The 21364-nt window shown below is 41.6% G+C and carries 17 protein-coding genes; 4 read left to right on the forward strand and 13 right to left on the reverse strand.

The window, feature by feature from the left end:
* Positions 1 to 17 precede the first annotated feature (17 nt).
* Genes hemW through HQM11_13760 form a run of 3 tightly spaced genes read right to left on the reverse strand, consistent with a single transcriptional unit; the run spans position 18 to position 2525 of the window.
* Complete coding sequence (hemW, locus tag HQM11_13750) at positions 18 to 1334, reverse strand: radical SAM family heme chaperone HemW (protein MBF0352091.1); 1317 nt, start codon at positions 1332 to 1334, stop codon at positions 18 to 20.
* A gap of 13 nt (positions 1335 to 1347) precedes the next feature.
* Positions 1348 to 1611 (reverse strand): acyl carrier protein, encoded by a 264-nt coding sequence (locus HQM11_13755; protein MBF0352092.1) that lies wholly within the window; start codon positions 1609 to 1611, stop codon positions 1348 to 1350.
* Between the two features lie 14 nt (positions 1612 to 1625).
* The gene (locus HQM11_13760) at positions 1626 to 2525 is read right to left on the reverse strand and encodes a sulfotransferase domain-containing protein (protein ID MBF0352093.1); all 900 of its coding nucleotides are present in this window, start codon (positions 2523 to 2525) and stop codon (positions 1626 to 1628) included.
* Positions 2526 to 2981: 456 nt separating this feature from the next.
* Here HQM11_13760 and HQM11_13765 point away from each other — a divergent pair, with 456 nt between their 5' ends.
* From HQM11_13765 to HQM11_13780, 4 genes are all read left to right on the forward strand, one after another.
* The gene (locus HQM11_13765) at positions 2982 to 3467 is read left to right on the forward strand and encodes a hypothetical protein (protein ID MBF0352094.1); all 486 of its coding nucleotides are present in this window, start codon (positions 2982 to 2984) and stop codon (positions 3465 to 3467) included.
* A gap of 23 nt (positions 3468 to 3490) precedes the next feature.
* Positions 3491 to 4621 (forward strand): anaerobic sulfatase maturase, encoded by a 1131-nt coding sequence (locus tag HQM11_13770; protein MBF0352095.1) that lies wholly within the window; start codon positions 3491 to 3493, stop codon positions 4619 to 4621.
* A gap of 352 nt (positions 4622 to 4973) precedes the next feature.
* Positions 4974 to 6851 carry an arylsulfatase gene (locus tag HQM11_13775; protein ID MBF0352096.1) on the forward strand — a complete coding sequence of 626 codons (1878 nt, stop codon included), beginning with the start codon at positions 4974 to 4976 and terminating at the stop codon, positions 6849 to 6851.
* A gap of 149 nt (positions 6852 to 7000) precedes the next feature.
* Positions 7001 to 8494, forward strand: a complete 1494-nt coding sequence (locus HQM11_13780) for a leucine-rich repeat domain-containing protein (protein ID MBF0352097.1) — start codon at positions 7001 to 7003, stop codon at positions 8492 to 8494.
* A gap of 82 nt (positions 8495 to 8576) precedes the next feature.
* Here HQM11_13780 and HQM11_13785 read toward each other — a convergent pair whose 3' ends face one another.
* The 10 genes from HQM11_13785 to HQM11_13830 form a co-directional block, all read right to left on the reverse strand.
* Positions 8577 to 9773, reverse strand: a complete 1197-nt coding sequence (locus HQM11_13785) for a hypothetical protein (protein MBF0352098.1) — start codon at positions 9771 to 9773, stop codon at positions 8577 to 8579.
* Between the two features lie 172 nt (positions 9774 to 9945).
* Complete coding sequence (locus HQM11_13790; GenBank protein MBF0352099.1) at positions 9946 to 10149, reverse strand: hypothetical protein; 204 nt, start codon at positions 10147 to 10149, stop codon at positions 9946 to 9948.
* Between the two features lie 23 nt (positions 10150 to 10172).
* On the reverse strand, positions 10173 to 11345 hold the full coding sequence (locus tag HQM11_13795; protein ID MBF0352100.1) for a hypothetical protein: 1173 nt from the start codon (positions 11343 to 11345) through the stop codon (positions 10173 to 10175).
* A 3-nt stretch (positions 11346 to 11348) separates the two neighbouring features.
* On the reverse strand, positions 11349 to 11744 hold the full coding sequence (locus HQM11_13800; protein MBF0352101.1) for a hypothetical protein: 396 nt from the start codon (positions 11742 to 11744) through the stop codon (positions 11349 to 11351).
* 21 nt (positions 11745 to 11765) lie between these two features.
* Entirely contained in the window at positions 11766 to 12752 is a 987-nt protein-coding gene (locus HQM11_13805; protein MBF0352102.1) for a prohibitin family protein, read from the reverse strand.
* On the reverse strand, positions 12749 to 13378 hold the full coding sequence (locus tag HQM11_13810) for a DUF697 domain-containing protein (GenBank protein MBF0352103.1): 630 nt from the start codon (positions 13376 to 13378) through the stop codon (positions 12749 to 12751). The genes HQM11_13805 and HQM11_13810 overlap by 4 nt, the downstream gene beginning before the upstream one ends.
* A 368-nt stretch (positions 13379 to 13746) precedes the next feature.
* Positions 13747 to 14205, reverse strand: a complete 459-nt coding sequence (locus tag HQM11_13815) for a cyclic nucleotide-binding domain-containing protein (GenBank protein ID MBF0352104.1) — start codon at positions 14203 to 14205, stop codon at positions 13747 to 13749.
* Positions 14202 to 17951, reverse strand: coding sequence for a HEAT repeat domain-containing protein (locus tag HQM11_13820; GenBank protein ID MBF0352105.1), 3750 nt, complete (start codon positions 17949 to 17951; stop codon positions 14202 to 14204). The genes HQM11_13815 and HQM11_13820 overlap by 4 nt, the downstream gene beginning before the upstream one ends.
* Positions 17948 to 19546: a cyclic peptide export ABC transporter gene (locus HQM11_13825; GenBank protein MBF0352106.1), complete on the reverse strand. Its 1599-nt coding sequence runs from the start codon at positions 19544 to 19546 to the stop codon at positions 17948 to 17950. Before HQM11_13825 ends, HQM11_13820 begins: the two co-directional genes overlap by 4 nt.
* On the reverse strand, positions 19515 to 21140 hold the full coding sequence (locus tag HQM11_13830; protein MBF0352107.1) for a cyclic peptide export ABC transporter: 1626 nt from the start codon (positions 21138 to 21140) through the stop codon (positions 19515 to 19517). Before HQM11_13830 ends, HQM11_13825 begins: the two co-directional genes overlap by 32 nt.
* Between the last annotated feature and the right edge of the window lie 224 nt (positions 21141 to 21364).

A 21364-nucleotide genomic window follows, 5' to 3' on the forward strand; every position in this document is an offset into this window, starting at 1 on the left:
TTAGGCCGCCGGTTATGTCATAGAGTAGAAGTTTGATCCGCAATCGCTATCAACGACTTGCCAATGCTTTTGCCCACATAATCGCCATGAAGAATGCCTTTAGCCGTCAGTTGGATTTCATCTTTTGAAATGGAAATAAAACCATCTGTTTCCAGTTGAGTGAGGGCGGACCCACACAAGGATTCCAGTTTAAAACCATATTTTTGAGAGAATTTTTTCAAATCCAGATTGATTAATTTCATTCCCAGCACAACATCCCGTACCATTTCATCCAAACTGGTCAAATGGTGTCCCCGTTGAATTGGAATTTCTCCGGCTTCCACAATCGAGACATAGGTTTCCAATTCGTTGGTATTTTGAAACAGCCAATTTCCAAGACGACCAAACGCTGACGCTCCAAAGGGGAAATAATCATCGCCTTTCCAAATACTGGGCGCATGGACATGTTTATAGCGTCCTTTTTTGGTAAATGTAAAAAAACACCATGGTAAATATTGTGCCTGTTCAAATTGTTCCAGAGCATAACGCATAAACTCCAGTTCCTGCTCATCAGAAGGCAGTTCCAGTTTTTCGTTACGAACATCCTTGTAATATTGCGTATTGGCATAGAGTTCTGTTTTATAAACGGTGATGCTTTCTATATCCAGACTCAGAGCCTTTTGGATCGTTTGAGTCCATGTGTCCATGGTTTCGCCCGCCAAACCACTCATCAGGTCAATATTAAGAACAGCATTGGTACTTTTTGCGATATCAATGGCAGTCAATACTTTTTGGGCGGTATCCTTCCGATTGGATAACTTAATGATATCATCACAGAGGGATTGAACGCCGAGACTGATACGGGTTACTCCGATTTTTTTCAGGATATCCGCTTTATTCTGCGTTAACGTTACAGGTTCACCTTCAACGGTAAATTCGAAGTTGTTCACGATGTTGAGATTGTTTTGAAGCGTCTCGATGATCTGGGTCAATAAATCCCCGTCCATCAGGGTCGGTGTTCCACCACCAAAATAAATCGAGATCACCTGTCTTTCTTTTAAATTAAACTGCTGTGACGCAAGTTCAATTTCCTTGCAGAGTGCATTGACATATTGTTCCATCTCGGATTTTCGGCCTCCTGTAACCGTCCGATAATAACAATAAGAACATTGCTGGGCACAAAAGGGAAGGTGCACATAAATATTGAGTGGCTTGCCTGTCAATATTTTATCCGCCTTCACTTTTTTCCAATGTTGAAAATGGGGATAATTCGTAACAAAACCTCTTCGAGATGATTCCAAATTAGTGATAAACCCTTTTCTGGCAGTTTGTATCTGTTGTTTTTCTTTGCTCATATTAAGAACCTTCCTATTGTTGTACAATGGTTTTGGAGGAAATAAAGTCAGCGAGGGTCTTCAAATTTTTGAAGGGTTCCAGGTTCAATTCATTTTCTGAAAACTGAAAATCAAAGTGAGCTTCGATTAAATTCACAAATTCCATAATCACAACAGAATCCAGTCCAAGTCCTTCTTCAAATAAAGAAACATTCTCATCAATTTCTTCCTGTTTGAGGTTTACATCCAAATCATCCGCAATAATCTGTTTCAGTTTGTCAATTATATTTTCAATCATATCTCAATCTTTCCTTATGTCAGTTGATATCCGGCTTCGTTGCAAAGCGCTTCACAAGATTTATTCAGGTGATCTACAATTTCTGAGTCCATTGATGTTTTCCATCCATCAATTTTTCCAGTTCTAAACGTTCGTGATGAAGTGTCATAAACTGTTTTCAAACGGTTTTCAACCTCTTTATCAAAGGGAATCCTTAAAAAGGACGCGATTTTTTCTACAGTAATTTTTTGTTGATCAATATCCCCTCCGCCTTGCTCGCCAACGAGATCCTCAAAACGCATGAATAACGAGTTGGGTTGATTGCGCCAGGCCAACATAGAGCGGTAAACTTCGGCAAAGCTTTTTATTTCAACTTTTGCGAGGGGCGCATATCCTCCTTCCAAAATAAAATTCAAGCGTTGCATTGGAGACATTGTCTTAAAATCAGCTTCCAGAAAATGTGACCCCATTCCTGTTTTCCATGCGTCTAAAATGAAAGGAAGCAGGGAGGCCACAACAGCACGGGGATCACGTATGATCACCAAATGATGATAAGCCAAATCCGTAATCACAGGAGTAATCCCGGGTGTCCAGGGAATATGTCCCTGGATATATCGACCCTTTTGTACGTTATTGAGCCAGAACCGAAAAGTTACCTGATTCACATAGTAGGGGCTAAAGGCGCCTATCCCGATGTTATCTTCAACCGCATCCGGATCGAATTTCCCTATTTTTAATGATTTATGCGACTCTCTATAATTAAAATATCTGGGTGTCCCCAGCCCTGTAGAATCAACCAGCCTTTTTATATAACCACGGTTGGCCGCGTGTTCCGCATACCCGAGAATGTGAATGGCCTTAGTCAACAGGTGCGTTCCACTTTTGGGTAAAGAATTCACCAATACCCTGCCCTGACTCATTTGTGAAGGAAGCATTTGTTTTCTCTCATATGATCGTGTTTGGGATCAGGGACCTGTTTATCATAAAACCGCAGGTGAGAATTATTTTTCTTCGAGATCCCTTATCAGACAGTCTCAACTGGGTTTAATATTATTATTTCAGAAGGTGAATCAAGTTCATTCTTCTCTTTTAGAGATTGACATATAACGTCAACATTACATATCCTGCCTGTCCTCGGATAAATCAAAAATATTCAATCGTTACAAGTTTTTTGAAACAAATGGCTCTAAGAAATGGCCTAAGAATAAGTTGTAAAAGTTTGCTCGTGCCCTACGTCCCGTGGGGCACGTTATCCCTCAGGCGAAGCTCTGCTTCGCCTCCACCGGAGGTGGGGCATGGAACGGTTACGAACGTCCCGTTCGTAACCAGAAAGTTTCCTATGTTATTTTTTGATCGTTCCTAAGCCTTTTGATGTGGGAGAACTTATTGTAATGAACCATACGCGTTTATGGATTGTAATCGGTGTTGTTATGATGATTGCGGTTGCGACTGTACTCAATTATTACAGGCCGGAAACAGCATCCAGTCCTACAAAAGTCAACATTGACAGGGTTGAAAAAAGAAAAGAAACTCACCAGAGTCCGCCACCGATCACGTATCCCGCCACCATTGATCAGGAAAAACTTATCGGACGATGGTTCCGTATAGATGGACGCTATGTTTTAGAGATTAAAAAGGTTCATCCAAATGGCCAGTTAGATGCCGCCTATTACAATCCACGCTCAATTCACATCGCGGAATCACGAATTTTCAAGGATTCTTCCAGAGAAAAAATATTCATCAAATTTCAGGATGAAGGCTATCAGGGATCGTCCTATACTCTTGATTATGAACCACAACGAAATCTCCTGATAGGGACCTATTATCACGCCACATTAAAACAGAAATTTGAAGTGGTTTTTGCCTTAAAAAAATAACGTTCTTGAAGAGAATTCTGATAATGCCTGAATTACGAAGTATTTTAATCAAACCGATGGGGTCCTTTTGTAACATTAAGTGTGATTACTGTTTTTACCTGGATAAACATTCTCTGTATGCGGGGGCGGCCTCCACACACCGTATGAATGATACTACCCTGGAAACCTTGATCAAAGGGATGTTTGACTGCACAGATTCTCCTGTTTTTGTCTGGCAGGGGGGCGAACCAACCGTGCTTGGCCTGGAGTTTTTTAAAAACGTGACAAGAATTCAGAAACATTATGCCCAAAACAGACCCTACCAAAACTCTTTGCAAACCAACGGGCTTTTGTTGAATGAAGCTTGGGCACAATTTCTGCGCCAGGAAAATTTTCTGGTTGGTATTTCCCTGGATGGCCCTCAACATATTCATGATCACTACCGCAAAGATCATAAAAGCAAGGGAACTTTTCAGCCTGTATTTGAAAAGGCGCAGATGCTTCTTAAACATGAAGTGCCTGTGAACGTATTGGCAACCGTTACGGATTATTCAGTGAAACACGCAAAGGAAATCTACGATTTTTTTGCTGAAAACGGATTCTTGTTTATGCAATTCAGTCCAGTTGTTGAGCGTGATCCTCAAAATCCTGAGATTGCCGCATCCTTTTCAGTCACAGCGCAAGATTATGGCTATTTTCTATATGAATTGATGACTTGCTGGATCAATGACTTTGATTTTAAAACACTTAAACAAAAAACTTCCATCCGTTTTTTCGACTCAGTGCTTGCCGCCTATATCGGACTGGTTCCTGATCATTGCGTCATGCACAAAGTTTGTAACGACTATTTAGTGGTGGAGCATAATGGGGATTTGTATTCTTGTGATTTCCTTGTGTCAGAAAATACAAAACTGGGGAATTTACATGAGATCTCCTTAAAAGAAGCCTTTCATTCACCAGCTCACATTGCTTTTGGTGCGCAAAAAGCCGTTTATGTGAGGGAATGTCAGCAATGTCAATGGTTGCGTTTATGTTATGGAGGTTGTATTAAAGACCGTCGCCATGATCCCAAAGACCAGGGACATAATCATTTTTGCGAATCTTATAAATATTTCTTTAAACAAGCTCATAACCATTTCAAAAAGTTTGCTTCCTTGTATCATCAGTATTACTAAAATCTCGACAGTGGTAAGTTCTCAGCTTTAAGTTCTCAGCTTTTTTGAACTGATTGAAATTATTATATTTTTTATATAAGCCCAAAAGTTGCTTCGAAAGTTTGATGTTCATAAAAATTTTAATTTCAATGACTTACGAAAAGCTGAAGGCTGATAACTGAAAACTTACAACTCTTGAGCTAAAACGATAGGCAGAATAAACTGGAATCTTTCCATTTTATTCATACATTTGCTTTAAATTAAACTAATTGGTTTTCTTCTTTAGGGCTTAAACTATCGTTTGACCATAATGGCAAAATCTTGTAATGCCAATATCAGGTAGCCATAAAGTCTGAAACCATGAGCAGTCAGGGTGATATTCAGACTTTATAACTCAGAATCATACATATCATCAATCATAGAAGAAGGGACGATTATGACAAAAAGCAGGAACATATTAAAAATGAGGAAAAAACGTAATAAAATCCTGGCAAAGATGCTGATAGCAACAGTTTTTGCAGCCTCAACCATGATTACCTCATGTGCGGACTCTGAAAAAACAGAAAAAACAGATAATAGAATGAATATTGTCACTATTGTGGTGGATGACATGGGGTTTTCAGAGTTAGGTCCTTTTGGCGGAGAGGTTCCGACACCGAATATTGACGCGCTTGCGGAAAAGGGAACAGTGCTCTCTAATTTTTATACAGCGCCAACCTCTGGACCATCGCGTGCAATGTTCTTTACCGGCAAGGATAATCATCTGGTGGGTCAGGGAAATCTTGAAGGATATACTGAGCCTCATCCCGGGCAACATGGTCAACCCGGCTATGAAGGATACCTGAGGAAAGAAGCGATTACCTTTCCTGAAGTGCTTCAAGGTCAAGGTTATCATACCATGATGGTAGGCAAGTGGGATGAGGGCGAAAAACCGGATCTGGATGCTTCAAAGCGTGGATTTACAGAAACAGACGCATTACTGATTTACAGTGGGGATTCCCACTGGGTTTCAAATGCGTATGGAGACAACATAAGCACTTTCCCACCCGGAAAACATGCGGCGTTGGGACGCACCAACGGTTATAATAAAAACGGGGTACCCTATCCCAAAAATGGATTTCCGCCTAATACTTATGCCACCCAGTGGTATACGGACAAAGCGATGGAACTGATAGATAACCGGGAACTCACGAAACCTTTTTATCTCAATCTCGCTTATTTTGCTCCACACTTTCCTTTACAGGCACCCGCAGAAACCATTGCAAAATATATTGATACCTATTCAAAAGGCTGGGATGTCATTCGTGCCGCTCGTTTTGAAAAGCAGAAAGCCCTTGGAATTCTTGATTCCAATGCCGAACTCCCACCCAGATGGGAAGCCTCGGACAGTACCAATTTCTACTTCGAACTGGGATTGATCGATGATTATCAACTCAAACCCTGGGATCAACTAACCCCTGAGCAACAAAAGATTGAGGCGAAGCGCTATGCGATTAATGCGGCAATGCTCGAAATTCTCGATACAGAGATCGGAAGATTGATTCAAAAACTCAAGGACATCGGGGAATATGAGAATACCATGATTATCATGGTGTCCGATAATGGAGCCGGCTATATTACTGCGGGTAACATTACCTACCGAAAAGCGAATTTCACTGGATTAGAGGACTATGACAATATGGGGAGCGCAACTTCCTATATAGATTATAGCTATGGCTGGACACAGGTTGCCAGTACGCCGTTTAACAAACATAAAGTAACGACCTATGACGGGGGAATGCATGTTCCCGCAATGATCTTTTCTCCCAAAGCAACGGTGTCAGGCAATATCAACAAATGTATCCTCATGATGCAGGATCTAGCCCCTACTATTCTAGAAGCAGCAGGTGTTCTTGATAAGTATCCTGACCACTATATGGGTCAGCCCAATTCTCCTATGCAGGGAAAATCATTGACCGGAGTTTTTGATGGTTCCTACCAATGTGATGAGAATCGGATATTTGGAATGGAACTAAATGGGGTTAAAGGTTTCCGCAAAGGAGATTGGAAGCTTTCTCAAGACCTCTTTGAAATGAAAACGGCATTTCATTTGTATAATCTAAAAGATGATCCTTCAGAAGTGAATGATCTTTCCACTTCTACAGATCCAGAAATTATCGCAAAATTTGAGGAGATGAAAAGCGCCTATTATGAATGGGCTGATGCAAATAATGTTGTAGATATTGAGAATCTACGTCCACCGATAAGGTAGTGACCTGGGATGGAGGGAATCCATGGTTCAGTACCTTTCAAACTGGATAACCCTCTTCATTTCGTATGCTTCTGGTAAGCGTGTTTGTCAAAAATCCTCAAAGATGCTTACCAGACCTTCAATGTACTTGTTCCTCGAAGGGATAAATAATGAGAACCTTAACCCTGTTAGGAGTTCTTGTAACGCTGTTGACTGCAAGTTGTTTCCAGGATAGGCACCTAAAGGAGTTTCTTCAAGTTTGCCAGAGTCAGGATGACACACAGAAAAAGACAATAGAAGCTTTAACAAGTGCCCTTGCCTCAGTAAATTCAACGGAATCTTGTGACAAGATTTATACAGAACTCAAAACGCTTACCCAACTGAATCTGCGCAAAAAAAAACTGAGGGATCTAAGTGTTTTGAAAGGATTGAAACAACTTAAAGTCCTTGATCTCTCCTACAATCAACTCTCCCATGGGGAGGATCTCCGTGGGTTAGAAGCGCTCGAAGAGCTTGATCTCTCCTACAATCAACTCACCGATGTGAATCCGTTAAAAGATTTGACTCATCTCAAAAAACTTTCCCTTTCAGGAAATCAGCTCGTTGATGTAAGCGCCCTTAAAAACATGACCCAACTCAGAGAACTTTCCCTTGGGATGAATAAAATCAAGGAGGTGAGTGCCTTAAAAGAATTAACCCATCTCACCCAACTTCGAATCACTTTCAATCAACTGACAGAGGTGAGTGATTTGAAAAATTTGAAAAATCTCACAGAACTTTCACTAACAGGGAATGCCCTTCAGGAGATGAGTGCGCTAAAAACATTGGTAAATCTCAAGAACCTTTACCTTGGGAGCAACACCATCCGTGATGTGAGCGCATTAAAGGATCTGACACAATTAACGACACTGGATCTGTCAAACATGAACCTGACCGATGTCACCCCATTGCAAGGATTGACGCAACTCACACTGTTGAATCTTCACAGCAATCAAATCAAGGATATCAGCCCATTACAAGGCCTGACGCAACTCAGCAAACTGGATCTTCACAAAAATCAAATCAAGGATATCACTTCATTAAAAGAACTTACCCAGATGACGACACTCAATTTACAATTGAATCAGGTGGCGGATTTGGAACCATTAAAAGGAATGACTCAACTTACTTCGCTGGATCTTGACTTCAATCAACTGAGCGATGTAAGTCCTTTGAAACCGCTGATAAAGCTGAAAAAACTGTTTTTGAGCCGTAACCAACTGGTCGATGTGAGTCCGTTGAAGGGACTGAAAGACATCACGGATCTCGATCTTGGTAGAAATCAATTGAAGGATGTGAGTCCCTTGAAGGAATTATCAGAATTGAAAATAGTTATCCTCAGTGGAAACCAGCTCAGCGATGTGAGCGCCTTGCAGGGGTTGAACAAGCTGACCAGTCTTTATCTCACGCTCAATCAACTGAAGGATGTGAGTCCATTGAAATCATTAACAAACCTCAAGCATCTTGACCTTGATCATAACCAGCTAAGCGATGTGAGTGGATTGAAAGGCCTGAAAAATCTGGTAAGGCTTCGTCTTGAAAATAACGCGCTTCTCGATTGTTCACCCCAAAATTTAGAGGAGTTAAAAGGGGAGAAATCCTGTTTACACCCTGCTGGAAAATAACGACTTTGACATTGTTACGACTCAGCCCTGAAGAGCCGAAGAAGGGTGGGAAACTTCGTACTCTTCAAAGTGAAGTCGTTTATTATTCAGCTTTTATTGAAATTCCTTCCATGTTTTCAAATTGGGCTTGAAGTCCCCAGCCATTGAACAGCATTTTATCTTCAGTAACGGCTAAACACAGTTCATTATTTCCTTCCTTGAGTGGGAGATACAATTCGTAGAACAATCCCATCGTTCCTAAAAATCTATAATCTCTTGAACTCTCTTTATTGTTGCCGGAAAAGAGCAACTGGTCATTCAGATAGACCTTCACCTCATCGTTGAATCCAAACTTCAGTTTTTTGATTTGGGCGGTTTTGGCGGAAATGACTATTTTTGCGAAAACCGTATCGTTGTCTTTTACAAGCCCCTGGACTTTGGCGAGATTGATTAAACCGGAACCTTCGCTGTCGTATGTTTTCCAACTGAGGCCTTGTTTATCCGCATTTTCAAGAGCAATTTTATTTTCCAGAAATTTTTGAGGGAAAGCCTTGGAAACCGACCAGGAGGCCACGGCTCCCTCAAGCCTGGTTTCTTCTTTGAAGGTAGTTGCTTTAAGGATGGGCATACCCTTTGTAAAACTGAAATTGGCGAAACGTACAGGTAGTCCTAGTGCCCATAACATAACGCCACCTGGTGCGCTTTCGCGTTTTAATGTTACGGCTATGGCTGGTGTCGCCATGTCCTGGATATACATTTCAGCTTTATCATCCGCCAGGAGAATTTTGACATGCACAAATTCATTCAAGGGATATTGATTGTTTGAACCATATCCCTTTTCAGGTGAATATAATTGCCAGCTTTGCAACCCATTGAAAAAGGTCTGATATTGACTGGCATCCGGATTTCCGGATTGGTGTCCACGAAGATAAAAATGTTCGAAATTTTCTGAATCCTGGGCACGGAAGATAAGTCCCCCCATTGTTCTTCCAGTGGCTAAACTAATCGAAGGGAAGGCTAGATCGAATTCAATTGTTCCATTTGCGAGTCCCTCATTTTTTAATATAGCCAATCCATTTTGAAGAAGCAGACTTTTTCCCCCCTGAAAATCCTCCACTGTAGAAGCAAAAGGTAAAAAGGGCATCATTTCAACGATGTTCCACTTTTCAGGATCAAAAGCGGGAATCATGGAATTTTGTGGAGTGACTGTTGGGGTTGTTGGTGTATTCGCACTACAACTTCCGATAAGTAAGATAAAAATCGAAATGAAGGTGATTATTCTAAATTGTATTTGTTTCATATAAATCTCCTGAATAAAGGAATGGTTGTAAACGCTACAACGGGTGAATAAAAAAATTTTGAGAATGGGGAACGTGGTTTGGAATATCCACAGGAAAATGCAAACGCCTGGCAATTCTTGCGGATCTTCTTGAAGAAAAACGATGCCGACATTTTAAGTGATGTCGCTGATTTTAATCTTGTTGTGAAATGGTAAGTTGTTGTCCTGATTTTTTGGGCTGAAACAAATAAAAGAAAAACGCCATCAAGGGGGGCGTAAGCACCAGACTCAGCAGAAAAATTCCCAAGAAGCCGATTTTGCTTTTTCTGCCGTAAAAGCCCACCAAACCGCTTAACAATATCCAACCACCTAGCAAAATTACAAATTTTAATGTCATATATTCTCCTTTGAATCAGAAAATCAGGGCTGTAAAATAGTGCGGTAAATCGTATCAGCAATCGACAGCACATCAAATGGAATTTCAAAATCGTACGTTTCTGAAACAGCACGATTCAACGCAATGATTTCATGAAAATCATATTGTTGTGAAATATTTCTCAAGGGAACTCCATCAATCGCCTGTATAATAATTTTTGCGTAAATACCGCCCAATTCTATGGGACGATATGGTTCCAGCGTCATCAATACCCCATATTTCACCAGTTCTGAACCCTGATCTGAAAAAGTAGGAATTCCCTGTTTATGGAGAATATTCACCAAACTGCCAATGTTATCAATAGCGATTCCCCGGTGTTCCGTGAAATACATGCTTTGGATTTCTTTTGAAGCGAGCTCAAGCACACAATCATACATTTTTGTTTTAGCCAGAGTGATATGAATGGTCGCATTGGGAATATGACAGGGAACAATGCGAAACCCATACTCCAGAGAAACATCCTCAATCTCTTTCAATCCGGCTGAAATGCGGCCAGTTGGCGAGTCTTCATAAATCATCCCCATTGTTTTAAATTTATATAAATCATGAAAAAAAGTTACTTTCTTTGCAGTGAAAGCCCCCAAATCAAGTGAGAAGACATTGTCCCTTTCACTGAAATTGTTGCCTTTTACAATACCAAGATTTCTTGCATGCGGGCTTTCCAACACCAGTAATGGAATTTGTGGATCGGTATTTGTCAGCGCCAGAGCGGCCTCCGGCCCCATCACAATCAGTAAATCTGGTTTTTGAGTGCTTTGACTCAGTGCTTCAATTTTTTTGATTTCCTGTTGTTTCTGCTCTTCTTTCCATTGAGAGGAATAAAAAAAGTCTGGAGCAAAACGGATTTTCTCATTGGACAAATTTGCCGAGGCCCACTTCCATAAAGCTTGGGTATCCACGGGATTTCCCAATTTTGGAATTTTTGTACGAGTAAGCCACCCCTCTTCCATCAATCCATAAAAGATGACTTGAAGCAAGGCTTTATAGTTACTTAAAGGGCCACTTTCAAAATAGGCTATCGTATAGACTTTCGGGGGGATTGATTCTGATTGTTCTTGAGCGAACAACAGATAATTTCCAGTAAAAACAGGAATTATCGCACAGCAAAAGGCAATTGCGATTCGGAATAATTTTTGATCAATAAATATTTTTCCCACAGACTACCAGTAATAATCAATCAAACACTTTTTGACACACTCTGTTTCTACTTTCACACAAGGTTCAGAGTGAAGTTCCAGCTCGAGGTCACCTCTGCATAAAGCCAGTTCAATCGGGCATTCCCGTAAACAAATAAGAAATTTGCCCAATTGAGGTTTTCCTTTGCCTTTCTGCGCCGTCAGCAAAATATTTCTCATATATTGCTTCCTGCAATCCCTCAATCGGGTATTCAGATCGCCATGACTCGTAAAGCATTGTTCCCGCTCCTTGATGATCGTCCGGGTTTGCTCCAGAATCTCGCTCACAGTAATCGTTTCATTCGCATGAATCTGACTGTTTCCTGATATACCTGTCAGCCCTATCAGAATAAATGTGCTTAAACACAAAAAATCGCGCATATTTTTCATAGGTTATACACGTTAATTCCCTGATGCGGCTTTTTTTGTATTGTCCGGTTTAGGCAACGGAACAACTTTGGCGGGAACAGTAGGGGAATCTGTGTTGTTGTCATTTTTTTTAGCATCCGGAACAGTCTTGGTCTGCGGTTGTTGGTCATTTTCGGCACTTAAAATGATAGGGAGCGATTTTCCATCATTTCCAACAATAATCACTTTGCTGTTGGTAGAACTCGCCAGTTTGAGTGTGGCCTGGATGCCTTTCCATTTGAGGTATCGGTCACTCAGTGTGCTGGTCACAATTTCCTGAAACCTGGAAATTCCGGTAGCTTCAATTTCCAGTCGCTTCAATTCCTGCCGTTCTTTTTCCAACAGAAACTGATATTGCAGAAACTGCTGTTCATACCGTAATTTGGTTTCAATGGCTGTATTGATGAGGTCGGGCAGTCGGATATTCCTGATAATGATATCAACAAACACGATCGGCATATCGCTATTTTGTTCGACGGCTTCAATGAGCATGTCATTTTGAAATTCATCAATTCGGCTTTTATACAACTCTTCAGGCCGATATTGTCCAATTATTTCTCTGACAGATGAAATGGTGACAGGATTCACAATTTTATCCTCATATTCCGGACCAACCTTTTTATGAAGTTTGGGGAGTTGTTCGTATTCCAGATAAAATCTGACTGAAACCTCCAGAATGATGGTCAAACCATCTGAGCTCAACACAGAGGTCGTAATGCGACGCTCCTGAACACGCGTGTCATAAACGTGCATGACGTTCAGGGGAAATATGACATGGGTGCCTTCACCATACACCGTTGTCATGTCTGTTCCGCCGAGAAATCTACGGTATAACACCCCCCCTTCGCCGGAACCAACTGTTACAAAGACAAATTGAAACAAATAGGCCAGCAGGAACAAACAAACAGATCCAATCAGGATACCTGTAAAAAACAGGTTATCCCGATTATTTTTCAACCATAACTTTACGCCTGTGCTCATACAGCAGACGCTTCAGGCTTGGTGGTATCTGGAGTTGCGGCCTTCTCCTCCGCGGATTCTTTTTTGTTTGGTTTTAATTTTTTCACTAAAGTTTTCCCTTTTTCCAACATATCCTTGTAGTAGCCTTTGTATTTTTCAGGATCAAAATTCAGAAAATCTCCTCCTGATTCAAAATGTCGGACAAATACCCGACCAACCGCATAGGTGGAGGCTCCAGCAAACATTGGAAAAGAAACAATTCCCACGGCTGTTCCCCAAACTGGAAAAACTTTTAACATGCTAAAGCTGATTTTTCCCAAGGCATCGGTTCCAATTCCGCCAATAAGTGCCGCAGTCAAATTCTTTCCAGTATTTTTATTAAAAGAAACCTCATATAACGCTGAAATTTCTGACAGCATTTTTATCTGCACTGCGCTCACTGCCACAATGTCTACAAGAGGTAGAGGAATGGCCCCGCCACCCATCGACCAGAGAACATTGCGATGAATGATCAGATCGGCCTTCATTTCTTTTTCTGAGGACACCTTTTCCTTGGTTGAGGTTTCCGTCGAATTTGTTTCTGTTTCGGAAGAAACCGGTGTTTTGGATGTGGTTCTCGATTTTTTCGCTTCATTATTATCAGCCATATAACTCCTTTTCGTAGGTCATCATATTAAAAATCCTGTTTCCGTAACTGCTGAAAACAGAAAAGGGTTCAATTCAAAACACAGATGAGCATCCGGTTTTCTGGAAGCCGGATTAAGTGCACCATGACAAATTTTTACTCCAATTTCAACATTGATTTTATAATATTTATTTCAACTTCGGATTCGTATGGCACAGGTTAAAAAAAGTGAGTCTGCTACCCAAGATTTGTTTTGAGCATTCTAATTACCCGATCAAAAGTTTTTTAACATTAATCTGGTTCCTGACCTCTCGTGCTGAACGTGTTATTTCGAACCGAAGGCGAGAAATCTTGAAAAAAACTACGCATTTCTAACTTGGTTTGGTTTAGTTACAATATTTTTTTTTCAAAAGAAACTCCCGCTTCATTCTCGAGTCGTCGCAGTGTTTCGCCAAGATAGAACATCACATCCTGTAACGGTTTTTCATTGTCTTGCAGGAAACGATAAAAATCGTCACTTTCCAGATACAGTAACGTACATTTTTCCAAGCATAAAATCGTATATTTCGCAGGTTGGGGGGTGAGCAATTCGAAGCACCCCCAATACTCACCCTTTTGCAGGATTCCATATTCATTTTCAAGGCCGATCTGACACCGACCATCAATCAACATAAACAGTTTTGTGTTCATTCGGTCTTTTTCTGTCACCATGGTTTCCGCTTCAATTATTAACAGATGCAGAAATTCACTGATTGTGACCAGATATTCCTCTGGAATCCATTGAAACAGAGGAATTTGTTTCAACCATTCAATTTTATCGATTTTCAGCAATTTCGGGGTGTCATTCATTCCGGTATTTCCTGCTCATGAGAGATTTGAATTGCCAGACGAATCAGGTGCTGACTGGAGGACTGGGCCCATTCCTTCATTTCCCGCTTATACAAATCCGGATCCAGAACAGATAGTCCCCAAATTGCTGTTTCCTGAATTAACGAATCAGAATCTCTGGCAAGTTGTTGGATGTCAGCGATATCATCAGTCTGTTGTTCATTGACAAGGTGTTTCAACGCCAGACTGCGTGTCCAGGAACGAAAAGTGTTTTGAGTGTCAAACGCAATCTGACGAATCCATTTCTGGGAGGCTTGTCTTTTGGGAAAAGATTGTTTCATTTTTTTTATCAGTAGGTCCAATTCAAATTCCAGTAAAACGCCTTCAAGCCATTCAAACTCAGTCAAATCAGAATATTTTCGTAATACGACTGCCACGTCATTCTTATCTGTTTTTGATAATGAAATGTTCGGAAAACGATAACTCTGAAATTCCCAATCCCTCATGCGACTGTCCGGTTCCGCAATTCCCAGTAATATAAAAATTCTGGTGCGGTTATAGGTGACATCCTTTGCCAGGGATCGCCGAAGTTCCAACATCGAATCATCGATTTTGAGATCTTTATAGGCGGTAAGCACAAGTTTTAAGTCATTTATTTCAATTTTTATCCATGACTCCAGATGTTCTCTTATAATTTCCTGGTTGAGCAGAGGTGTTCGTTGCAAGGCACGCAGTATCTCAGAACGTATTGTCCCATCCGTAACCGAAGAACCCTTTAAGAGGAGTTCACGCTGGCTACGTTTGGAAACAGAGCCTAAGGCCTGTGCGGCTTTCAGTCTTCTAGCCTTTAGCTCTGCGGCATCAAGCAGAATTTCAACAAACCAATCCACACTTGCTGAGTCATAGGCGGCCACATATTCCGGAGTTCGCAGATAATCCATGAAAGTGATTTTTTCCAGGGCATCTCTGGCCATTCTGAAAACCAGGCCTGTCGAGTTATCCAGTAAAGGCACAACATATTCTGCCAGGGCCGTGGGCTTGCATCGTGCAAGAGCCCAGATCGCTGTTTCCTGCTGGATATCATGGTTTGCCTTCAACGCGTGTACAATATCATTGCCTAAGTGTGTCAATTGCATGTCTCCTATCATATAAAGAGCACAGGCTTTTGTCCAGGACGCCGTATACTGATCGGACCGTTGAATGATTTCACGCAAACGTTCTTCTCTCCCCAAAGTCTCAGTAGGAAATATTGCCCGCAATTGAGTCAGCCTGGTTTCATCGTCCAGCTCCTCCAGCAGTGGAAATAACATTTTTTCCAAGGATTTCGGCAACAACACAGCCAGACTATGGATGACCTCCCTGTTGTCTTTCCCTGAAAGGTACAACTCGAAAGTCGATTTTATTTTTTGTCTGGGATAAATGAAGCTCATCAGCAGAAAAATACGTTCAACATTTTTCCTGATTTCATTCCGTAACGCATTGACCAGCAATTTTCCAGAAAGGATATCGCCAATGTCACGGATTGCGGCCAATGTCCAGACAGCGTCCTTCACTTCATCCTTAATCCGATCCTGAATCTCAGTGATTTTCTTCCTGGGTAGAGAGTATTCCCGTTTTTGCAGGGATTCATAGATATGATGACGAACATCTTCATCGGGATAATCAAAATTTTCCACGAGTATTCGCAAACTCTGCTCATCTTTCATTTTCCCGAACAGGAACACCAACTTGGAAAGCAGTGCTTCCGATTGATCGGGACTATAAAACCGTTCTTTAAGGAGCGGAACCACGGTTTTACCACCATTGATCAATGCTCTGGTCGCAGAATGATACAAAGCTGGAATTTCCAGCGAGTCAATGACCACAGGCCATAATTTTTCATGGCCCATGGTTCCTGCCGCTCTAATTGCGGATTTCCGAACGTTGATATCCGGATCTTTCAATAAAATCAACAGGGTGTGATAGTAGCCTGAAATCCCCACTTTCTCCAGAATTTTACACACAAATTTCCGGTCCGACGGATTCGCGGACACAATCAACTGGTTCAACTTTTCCCCGGCGGCTACAGCACCTGTCAGGCCGCCGCTTTTGAGTAATCCGATAAAAGCCCCTTTTCTGACGTGTACTGAAGAATCAGTCAGGGCAGACAAAACCTTATTGAAGGTCTCCATGTTGGTGGAATCACCCAGAATAGCCATTGTTTCCAAGATGACGCCCCTGACATTCGGTTCAGGTTCTGTGTCTAGCAGTGACTCCAGATCCCAGAGCAATCCTGTAACAGCGAATTGTTGGATCAGTCTGATCACTTCCAAGCGAACATCAGGATCAGAATGAGATAGATAGTGTTTTAGAAAAGATTCTAATTCAGGATCTTTAATATTTCCCAACGCACCCAGAATCAGAACAATTTGACTTGGTAATGAATCAGGCAATATTTCCTTCAGATATTGAATATTGGAGGCGTCTTTCAGCTCAGAATCAATAATCCCATGATGCTGAAATGATTCTTTCAATAATTTCTGATATTTTTTGCTCAAATCATAAATCCCGCCTAACCATAGCACCGAAATGACCAGGGCGGCTGTCAGCAGGGCATACACCATGAGAGAAAAATAGTAAGAAACCGCAATTAAAACAATTCCTGTAAGGCCAGCGGCAAACCTTATGACAATTGTTTCCGCAAGGGTTTGGGTTTGATCGCGATCTCCGGGGGATAAAAACTCAAATAATTTTTCTGAAGAAGGTTTGAATAAAGAACTATGCAGAAATCTCTCCATAAACCGGATGGTACAAATCAACACGAAAATCAGATTTTCACCCGCGGATAATAAGCCCAGGAATACTACCACTCCGGACCCGATGACCAGTGAAATGGGCAACACTGCCAATTTCACAAACAGATTCAATTGTGCGGGCCACTTTGTTGTCCACACATGATACAACAGATTGACAGCGCCAATGGAGGCCATGAAATAAGCGAGGAAAACCGCGAAATCAGGAGGATATATGAATTGATTCTGAGCTCTTTTGAAGAAAGAAAGATCAATCAGATAATAGCTGATAATAGACAGACTCAATACGGCAAATACTGTTTGAATGTAAGTATCCCGGAAGAGTTCACGAACTGTTCTGCTCGGATAAGATACTTTTTTTATGATTTTGATTTGCTGAGTCTGGTGGCTGTTCAGAAGGTAAATTGAGAGGCCCCAGCCAATCATGATGCCTACAAAGGATAATAGAAACAGATACGGCGTACCCATGATTTTCAATAGCCATGGTATGCTGAGTCCGCCCATAATGATCGCGATGATTTCGCCTGTTTCCAATATGGGACGCAGATTTTTGATTTGACGGACATTAAAAATTTTTGGAACAAGTAATTCCCAGTAGAGTAAATATCCCATCACAAACTCTACCTCAAACCAGACCAGCGCGACAAAAACAGTCCATTTCTCAACACGGAGCGTCACCAACCCGAAAACCAGCAATGTCATGAACGCAAACCCACCAATCCATAACATCAGCAGGGTCCGCACCGAAAAACTCCTTCTGAGGCGTAAAAAAATCCAGCCGGTGAGCGGGATGACAATCGCAAGCGAGGCATAAACCAGTGGCAGTTTATCCGCGCCATAACGGACAATAAACAGGGTTTGTGCGGCTGTGCCTGTATAGATCCAGGGCACTCCCATGAACATAAAAGAGAACAATACGAGTAACAGTGTTGTGGATTGTTCTTCTGGATGAATCAATTTATCGAGCCATTTCATGTCACCAACTTTCCTTCTTCCATCCTGATCTGTTGATCTGCGAGATCATAATAATGATCATCATGTGAAACCACAATCACGATCTTCCCCCTGGCTTTTAACTGTGGAAGAAATTCATGATAAAACGCATCCCGAAACACGGGATCCTGATCGGCGGCCCATTCATCGAACACATAGACCGGTTTTTCTTCAATCAAGGCCAGTATCAAGGCCAGTCGACGTCGCTGGCCTGAAGATAAACTGTAATTTGAAAATTTATCTTCGTGAAATTCAGTTTTATGATCCAGGTGCATTTTAGACAACAATTCTTTCATTTGATCGGTATTTACGGGCTGGTCAGAATAAACCCTGTCAAACAGATGATAATCAGAAAATACCGCGGAAATCCATTCGCGCTGAACTCCCGCGGGTATGAGATGGGTGTTTCTGTAAACAGCGCCCTTACCTGGCGTATATAATCCCGTGAGCACTTTCACTAACGTAGATTTTCCGCTGCCATTGCCGCCAGTGATGAAATAAATATTGCCCGGTTGAAAGGTCAGGTTTATCGGCCCCAGGGTGAACAGGTGTTTCTTCTGAGCATCAAGATATTCAAACTGGATCTCTTCAAACCGGATCTCAGTCAACTCTTCCTGAACAAACGCTTCAGTGCCGGTCAAGGATTCCTGTCGTAAGTCCATAATTTCATCTTCCAACTCAAGGATCTTCCGCACAGAAAGGTTTGCAGTGGTTACCAGCGGCACAGCCTCCATCAAACGCCATAAGGGAATATATAAAACAATAGCGACCGCGGCGATCATGACCTCTTTGGTGATAACGCCGAACGTGGGCAATACATACACCACAATGATGATCAGAAAATTCCAGAACAGGAGGGTAAAGAGGTAATTCTTGTCAAATTCGGTTCCTACCTTTATTTTGACATCCCTCATTTGATCCAGTTCACGACACAATTCAAGATGATAGTAATCATCATTTTTCGCGTCATTCATGCGCAGTTCCTTAAAACCGAAAATCTGATGCTGAATCGCGTTGAAGAGTTGGCGTTCCTGCTCTCGGCCTTTCTCAATAAAGGTTTGAATACTTGTCTGATGCAGATAATAAACAACGATACAAACCAGCATAATAAGGGCAGTGATCAGCGCGACCTTGAACGAGATCCAGGCCAGAAAAATCAGAACCCCCAGAAAGATCACAAAATCGGTGAGCAGATAAGCTAATACATGGGAGGCATCAAGAATAACATCCATATCATAGGTTAACACATTGTTGATCTGGGATTTTTCAATTTTCTCAAAATCCCGCAAAGAGATTTTTCGTAAATGATCCAGTATTCCGTTGCGTATTTTTTCAAGAATTTCGTGAACCATTTGAAGAAGCTGGTTCTGTTGAAAACGATAGCTGACCATCCACAATATCCAGCCTATAATGAACAGATTCGGGCGTATGGATATTTCCTGATTTTCATAATAGGCGATAGAACCAGCCAGAAAAGAAAACAGCCAACTCATCAATCCCCCGGTGAGAATGGAGGATCCTATCAATAAACGAAATTTTTCAGGATTATGTTCCTGAAGTAAACGAAGGAGTTCCATTGCTGATTTGCCCTTGCTCCATGGTTAATATTGTATCGGCAAGATGAAAGAAACGATCATCATGACTAATGACAAGAATCACTTTGTTTTGCTGTTTTAAGCGAGGAAGCAGTGTTTCATAAAAGTACAAACGAAATTTATGATCCTGTTCCGCGGCCCATTCATCAAAAATCACAATAGGCATATCCTCAAGCAATGCCCCAATCATCGCGAGTCTTTTTCTTTGCCCGGCGGAGAGCTTTATATTAGAAAATTTTCCATTTCCCCAATCCGTTTTGTTGTTGAGAGCCATCTCATCCAACAGCGAATAGATCTGTTCTGCCTGAATATTTTCAATGCCGTATAACCCTTCAAACAAATGATAATCCGAAAAAATACAGGATGATAAATAGCGATAATCGCGCAAAGAGACGATGGATTCATTCAAGAAAATCTGTCCTGCGGATGGTTCATAAAGTCCGGTGATGATTTTAACAAGCGTCGATTTTCCACTGCCATTCCCCCCAACCAGAAAGGTGATATGACCCGATCTCAATGTCATATTGACTGGTCCGATGACAAAGCCTTCCTCTTCCGGATATTGAAACTGAACATTCTCCAGACGCAGTGAATGGATCTCAGGATTGATTTTGGGACGGATAGAGACATAGTCCGACAGTTCGGGTTTCTGATTGCGTAACATTTCATCCAGCTTATACAACCGATCCAGTGCGGCATCGCCCGTTGTGATAAAGGGCAAGGACGTATTGAACATTCTGACAGGCCCCCAGCACATGACAATCGCTGTCATGATTTCAGTTACAGTCTGTAATGGCAGAAATATGGAAAAAATGAAAATTTCTGTAGCCAGAAACATAAAAAAGGCGCCATCCAGAAATAATTCAGTTTTACCGAATAACCGTGAAGAATTTATTCCCTGATTTTTTAGTTGCTTGGCCAGGGGCATCAATTCATTGGAAAAAAAGAAATTACTTTTTTTTTCGCTTAATTTGAGTTCCTTAAAGCCATCCAGCAACTGCCCCATCACATGAAAGAAGCGGGATTCGGTGTCTGACATGGATTTCTGCTCACCCGCTATCAAATATCGACTTCCTGAGTAAACCCCCAGACCCATGAGAAAAGTAATGAACACCGCGATCGCGACAGAAGAGGAAAGATGGACAACATACAGGAAACAGAATCCCACAAGCGTATAGGTCTGTAGCAGATTGATATGATAACGCGCGGCCCGGGAAATGGACCGTGCGTCCTTGGTCATGGTCATGTAGAGATCTGAAATCTGATACCGTTCCAACTCAGACAGTTCCGACTGGCGTAACGCGTTCCCGATGCGTTGTCTCACTTGCTGCATCGTAAAATGAATTAATCGCGTATTCCTGTTCAGCGCAAACCATTTACTGCTTACATAAATGATGGAACATACCAGATACACTCCTAGAAAATAAATATCAGATACATCCCACTGCAGGTCTCTTGTGGAATCATTAATAACAATCACCAGTCCGCCACCGGAGATCCCCGCGATCGCGGACAAACTCAACAATTTGATTTTTTCTTTCTGATTCTCTTTGCCAAACAGATTTGTCAGATTCATACAATCACAATATTTTTCAGGAAAACCAGGGGGTAAACGTAACGAAGAATCCCCTGCTGTAAATAATTTGGTGATGAAATCCTGTGGCCCTCCACGATGTCATCCCCGTGAAAACGGGGATCCATGAGTGCGCCGATGGATTCCGTGTCAAGCACGGAATGACACCGTGCGATGGCTTGAATCGGTTGCCGTCACCAGAAAATTTACAGCAACAAAAATCCAGA

This window comes from SAR324 cluster bacterium, from assembly GCA_015232315.1.
GTDB lineage: Bacteria > SAR324 > SAR324 > SAR324 > NAC60-12 > JADFZZ01.